Annotated in this window: 4 protein-coding genes; 1 reads left to right on the plus strand and 3 read right to left on the minus strand. The window is 72.6% G+C overall.

The window, feature by feature from the left end; translation table 11 throughout:
• Positions 1–595 precede the first annotated feature (595 nt).
• Entirely contained in the window at positions 596–1,690 is a 1,095-nt protein-coding gene (locus ACFVFR_RS28985) for an ADP-ribosylglycohydrolase family protein (protein WP_383707092.1), read from the plus strand.
• 301 nt (positions 1,691–1,991) lie between these two features.
• On the opposite strand, the gene ACFVFR_RS28990 is transcribed toward ACFVFR_RS28985, so the two are convergent.
• The 3 genes from ACFVFR_RS28990 to ACFVFR_RS29000 form a co-directional block, all read right to left on the minus strand.
• A complete protein-coding gene (locus ACFVFR_RS28990; protein ID WP_383707030.1) occupies positions 1,992–3,182 on the minus strand; it encodes a PLP-dependent aminotransferase family protein in 1,191 nt (396 codons plus the stop codon).
• 592 nt (positions 3,183–3,774) lie between these two features.
• Positions 3,775–3,984 carry a DUF397 domain-containing protein gene (locus tag ACFVFR_RS28995; RefSeq protein WP_383707032.1) on the minus strand — a complete coding sequence of 70 codons (210 nt, stop codon included), beginning with the start codon at positions 3,982–3,984 and terminating at the stop codon, positions 3,775–3,777.
• A 341-nt stretch (positions 3,985–4,325) separates the two neighbouring features.
• Positions 4,326–5,201: a helix-turn-helix domain-containing protein gene (locus tag ACFVFR_RS29000; RefSeq protein ID WP_383707034.1), complete on the minus strand. Its 876-nt coding sequence runs from the start codon at positions 5,199–5,201 to the stop codon at positions 4,326–4,328.
• Between the last annotated feature and the right edge of the window lie 544 nt (positions 5,202–5,745).

The following is a 5,745-nucleotide window of genomic DNA, read 5'->3' on the forward strand; positions in this document are numbered from 1 at the left end:
CTACGCCGCGCCGCACGCGTACGCCCCGCGCGTACACCGCGCCCCCTCGTGTACACCGCGCCCCCGCGCGTACGTCCGCCGCCCGCGTGCCTCGGGGCCGCGACACACCCGTCCGGAGGCGGGGCAGGGGGTGGGCCCGGGGGCCGGTCGCTGGCTTCGGGCACCCGCCGGTCCGCGTGCCGGCGCGCGCCGCCCGGCGCGGTGGTTCGCCGCGCACCCGTCGCGCGCCGGGCGGGCGAGCGCGGTCGATCGGTCGCGGCACAATGCCCGGGGCGTGCGGCCGCGACACCCAAACCGACGAGGTGACGACCGGTTACGGACGGGCCGGGAGCCGGCGCCCGTGGACCGAGGGGCGGGAGCGTCGAAGGGGGTAAGGGGCGCGGGCGGGGCCACCGGGTGGGCTGTGGCGGTGGTGAGGGGGTGTGGTGCTCCGCGCGGTGCGTCGCGATGATGTGGTTCACATTCGGCGACGGGCCGGAAGCGATCATTCATGGTCCATTACAGTGCTGAACCAGTTTGGGTGCTGCGCAAAGACCTATAGAAACTTACTGAAAGGGGCGAGGTCGTGACCGCATCTGCCCGTGCGGGGTCTGCGATGTGGGGCCGAGCCGAGCAACAGGACTTCCGTGGCCGCGTGCGCGGATGCCTGCTGGGGGGCGCGATCGGCGACGCCCTCGGTGCCGGCATCGAGTTCGACTCGCTCGCCGCCATCCGCGAAGCGCACGGGCCCGACGGCGTCACCGACTACGTCCCCGCCTACGGGCGGCGCGGCAGCGTCACCGACGACACGCAGATGACGCTGTTCACCGTGGACGGGCTGATCCGCGCCCAGGTCAGACGGGACACGGGCGCCTGGCACCCACCCACCGACGTCTACGCCGCGCACCGCCGCTGGTACGCCACCCAGCACGACTGGGGCCCCGACGAACGCAACCAGAACGACGGTTGGCTGGCCCGCGAGGAGTGGCTCTACGCCCAGCGCGCGCCCGGCAGAGCCTGTCTGTCCGGCCTCGCCGACGGCCCGATGGGCACCCTGGACGCGCCGAGGAACCCCGACTCCAAGGGGTGCGGCGCGGTGATGCGCTCCGCGCCCTTCGGACTGCTCGTCGGCTGGGAGCCGCAACTCGTCTTCCAACTCGCCATCGAGTGCGCGGCGCAGAGCCACGGCCACCCCACCGGGTACCTCTCGGCCGGCGCGTTCGCGCTGATCGTGCACGGGTTGGCGCGCGGCGAGGCGCTGGACGGCGCCGTGCAGCGCGCGCTGGCCATGCTCGCCACCCGGCCCGGCCACGAGGAGACCACCGACGCGCTCAAACACGCCCTGGGCGCGGTCCGGCAGGGGCTGCCGACGGCGGAGCGGGTCGAGTCCCTGGGCGAGGGGTGGACCGGCGAGGAGGCGCTGGCGATGGGTGTGTACTGCGCGCTGGTCGCCGAGGACGTACGGCACGGTCTGCTGCTCGCCGTCAACCACGGCGGTGACAGCGACTCCACCGGCTCCATCTGCGGCAACCTGCTCGGGGCCCTGCACGGCGAGACCGCGCTGCCGCCCGCCTGGCTGGCCGAACTGGAGGGGCGCGGCACCGTCCTGGAGCTCGCCGACGACTTCGCCATGGAGATGACCCAGGGCCCCGCCCTGCACAGCCCGGCCAAGTCGGCCCCCGCCTGGCTGGCCCGCTACCCCCGAGGCTGACGGTTCCCGACGCCCCGCCTCGCCCCACCCGACCTGGTCGTCCCCTCCGCCCCGGCCGAGCACCTGCCCCGGCCATCCCCCCCGACCCGGCCGCTCCCTCCCGACGTCGCACGCCCCGCGCACGCCCGCGCCCACCGCCTCACCCACGAGGCCGGCACATGCCCGGGCCGCGTACGCCACGCGCGGCAGACCCGCGCCGCCACTACCCCGGCGGTATGGCGTCACCCGCCGAACGTCCCGCGCGGACCAGCCCCGCGCACCTCAGACCCGCCCGCCCCGCGCCACACGCTGGTCCGCGCGTCTAGCCGAGCCCCCTGGCCAGCCGTTCCAGGCCGACGGCTATCTCCTGTGGCGTGTGCGTCACGAACGAGAGCCGCAGCGTGGTCGGGTCGGGCCGGCCCGAGTAGAACGGCGCGCCCGGCACGTACGCCACGTCGTGTGTGACCACCTCGCGCAGTGACTTCGCGGCATCCCACCCCGCCGGCAGGCTCGCCCAGACGAACATGCCGCCCTGCGGCCGGTTCCACCGCGAGCCCGACGGCAGCGCGTCGGGCAGCCCGGCCACGAGCGCGTCCCGACGCTCACGGTAGGCGTCGCGCACCCGAGCGAGGTGGGCGTCCAGGTCGTTGTCGGCGAGGTAGCGCGCGGCGGCGAGCTGGTTGACGGTCGGTGTGTGCAGGTCCGCCGCCTGCTTGGCCACGTTGCAGGCGCGCAGCAGCGGCGTGGGCGCGCGCAGCCAACCGAGGCGCAGCCCGGGCGCCATGATCTTGGAGTAGCTGCTGATCAGCGCCGTACGGTCGGCGGCTCCCGCCTCGGCGGCGAACGCGGCGATCCACGGCACGGGCTCACCCTCGAAGCGCAGCTCGCCGTACGGGTCGTCCTCGACCACCCACAGTCCGCGCCGCGCCGCGACCTCGGCGACCGCCCGGCGCCGCTCGGCGGACAGGGTGCGGCCGGTGGGGTTCTGGAAGGTGGGCACGACGTAGAGCAGCTTGGGCCGCTCCCGTTCGACGGCCGCCTCCAACGCCGCCGGGTCCAGGCCCTCGTCGTCGCCGGGGACCGAGACGATCCGCGCCCCCGCGAGGCCGAAGCACTGGAGCGCGGCGAGATAGCACGGCTCCTCCACCAGCACCACGTCACCGGGGTCGAGCAGCGCGCTGGCGACCAGGGTCAGCGCCTGCTGGGAGCCGGTGGTGACCAACAGGTCGGCCGCCTCGGTCGGTAGGCCGCGCGCGGTGAGCCGCGCGGCAGCCGCCGCGCGCAGCGCGGGATCACCCTCGGTGGTGGAGTACTGGAGGGCGCGTCGCGGCTCCTCGTCGAGTACGTGGTGGAAGGCGGCGGCGATGCCCTCGGTGTCGAAGAGCTCCGGTGCGGGCAGGCCGCCCGCGAACGAGATGACCTCGGGCCGGGCGGTCAGCCGCAGGATCTCCCGCACTGGTGAACCGGCGACCGAACCGACGCGGGTGGCGAGGCTGGGGGTGTTGGCGCGCATGGACTGCTCCTTGTCTCCCGGGCGCAGTCTACGGAGTACATGGCCACTTCAACCATCGGTGGACGCGGCGTCAACCAGCCCTGACCGGCGGCGCGGTGGCGGTGGCGGCGACCGGACGCGGCTGGTCGGTGCCGGGGCGCGGGAGCGGTCGAGCCCGGGCGTGGGGGAGGCGCGGGGGCGAGCGGCGTGGGGTCGGCGGCGCGACGCCCGCGCGAGGTGGGACGAGTCGGACTCGTCCCACCTCGCGCGGGCGGGTGGGGAGTGGAGCAGCGGCGAGCCCCCTCGGCGGGGACGGCAGCCGGTCGAGAGGGCTCGTGTCACCGACGCGTCGGCCAGGCCGACACGTCGCTGTCGTACGGGAGAGCTCCGAGGTCACAGGCGTGGACCCCGGGTTGGAGCGAAGACCCCGGCGGCGAGCCGTGGCTCACACGGTCTCGTGGCGGCTCGCGGGATCTGCGGGGGGCCGGCTCGGTCGCGGCTACCGCGTTGTGGACCGGCGGGGCTCCCTCGGCGGCCAGCGCGTCGTGACCGCTGCTCGCGGCCGGGACGGCACTGCCGGGAATTTCTCGGTTCTCAGCAGGTGGGCGGCGAATCAGGCGCCCTTGAAAACACCCTCGTTGACACCCGCGATAAAGCTGTTCCACGACTCCGGAGAGAAGGCGAGGGAGGGGCCGCTCGGGTCCTTCGAGTCACGTACCGCGATAACCTCGGTCACCGGGGACGCCACCTCCACACACGCGCCGTTGCCTCCGGAGTGTGTGGACTTCCGCCAGGCGTGGGTTTCTCCGCGTCGAATAGCCATGTTTACTCCGATGTGTTTGCCGGATGGTGCTCGTCACCATTCGGGCGACACGCTCGACGCTACTCGTTCTTATTGCTCGGAGAATGGGGCGTTCACTCGACCGGATGGCACATTCGTAGGCGCCCTTCCATACGCGGGTCGCCACGGTGTAACCTCCCGCCCCGCTTGTCGAATGTCGCCCCTCGGGTGACTCAACACGGCTTTTTTCGCGGCGAGTTCGGACACACCGGGACGGCGTGGGCGGCTGGATCGTGGGCCGTTCCCGGTCCTGGACGGCCGGGTGGCGGGCCGCCGGAAATGCCGTGCACACCGCGCCGGAATGGCGCTGTGACACGGCGGGTTCACTTCGTCGATTCGTGCTTTCGCGCATGGTCGCGGGCGACCTCAGCGATGAACTCGCGGGTCTGCTCCACATTGAGTGCCTGGGCCCGCAGGTGCTCGTACATCATGCTGTAGCTCTGCACGTCGGAAAGCTTCTCCAGATAAAGATCGCTGGTAACGCCTTCCAGGTAGACCACGCTCGTGTCGGATTCGTCGGAGAATTCCAGAATGGCGAACTGGCCGCTCATGCCGGGATGTGAGCCCAGGTCGAACGGTAAGGCCTGCACCGTCACATGCGGCTCGTGGCTCATGCGGATCAGGTACTCCAACTGTTCCGCCATGACGCGCGAACTGCCCACGAGCCGACGCAGCGCCGACTCGTCCACCACGGCCCACAGCCGCAGCGGGCTGAGCGGGTCCGTGATCCGCTCCTGTCGTCGCATGCGCACCTGTACGCGCTGCGCCAGCTGTTCGGCCGTGCCCTCCGGAATCGCGCCGCCGATGACGGCCTCGGCGTACTCCGGCGTCTGCAACAGCCCCGGAATCACCTGGGACTCGAAGACGCGCAGCGAGGCGGCGTCGTTCTCGAAACCGATGTAGACGCTGTACGGGACGTCGCCGAAGGCGTTCCACCAGCCCTGCTGGCGCGAGTCCTTGGCCATTTGCATCAGCGACTCGACCAGCCGCTTGTCCTCGACGCGGTAGGCGCGGCACAGGTCGCGTACGTCGCGCTGGCTGATGCTGCGGCGGCCGTTCTCCAGCCGGCTGATCTTCGACTGGGAGACCATCAGCTCCTCGGCCACCTCCTCCGCCGTCATCCCCTTCTCCTGGCGGAGCCTGCGCAGTTCCTGACCCAATCTGCGTCGCCTGACCGTGGGGCCCACACTGGATGTCACGGGAAGTGCACCTCCGGGTTGATTCCGCTGCCCGTTGCTGGGACCGCCCCCGTCCACCGGGGACCACTGCCGTTCAGCAGCCTGCCATCACTGATCGGGGCGGCGCTGGAAAATGCGCACAGAGGGTCTTGATGCGGCCACGTTCGGCGATCGGCGGGCGGTTGGTGGCGCGCGGACACGCGCGCGGGGTGGCGGACGGCCGTGTGTTCCGGTGGTCGTCCGCCACCCCGCGCCTCAGCGGCTCCCGAACCGGTCGGTGACGGCGGTGCGGTGAGCTCGGACCGAACGTGCGCGGCACGCCGGCTGAGCGGTGCTGGTGTGGTGCCGGTGGTGCTGGAGTGCCGCGCGGTGTCCGACGACGCCGGATGACGGCGCCCACGCCGCGCGGCACGGTGGAGATGTGGTGCAGATGGTGCGAGCGGTGCCGAGCGTGGGGCGGCACCCCCGGGGCAGCGTCCAGCGCGGTTGGGCCGGGGTGGGGGGGGTGGGGGTGGTTGGGTTGGTTGGGGGGGTGGGGGGGGGGAGCGGGTGGTGGCGGGACCAG

The sequence above is a fragment of the Streptomyces sp. NPDC057702 genome, assembly GCF_042799315.1.
Taxonomy (GTDB): Bacteria; Actinomycetota; Actinomycetes; order Streptomycetales; family Streptomycetaceae; genus Streptomyces.

Coding starts and splice junctions, on each gene's coding strand:
- ACFVFR_RS28985 (WP_383707092.1), top strand. CDS start 596: ATGTGGGGCCGAGCCGAGCAACAGGACTTCCGTGGCCGCGTGCGCGGA.
- ACFVFR_RS28990 (WP_383707030.1), bottom strand. CDS start 3,182: ATGCGCGCCAACACCCCCAGCCTCGCCACCCGCGTCGGTTCGGTCGCC.
- ACFVFR_RS28995 (WP_383707032.1), bottom strand. CDS start 3,984: ATGGCTATTCGACGCGGAGAAACCCACGCCTGGCGGAAGTCCACACAC.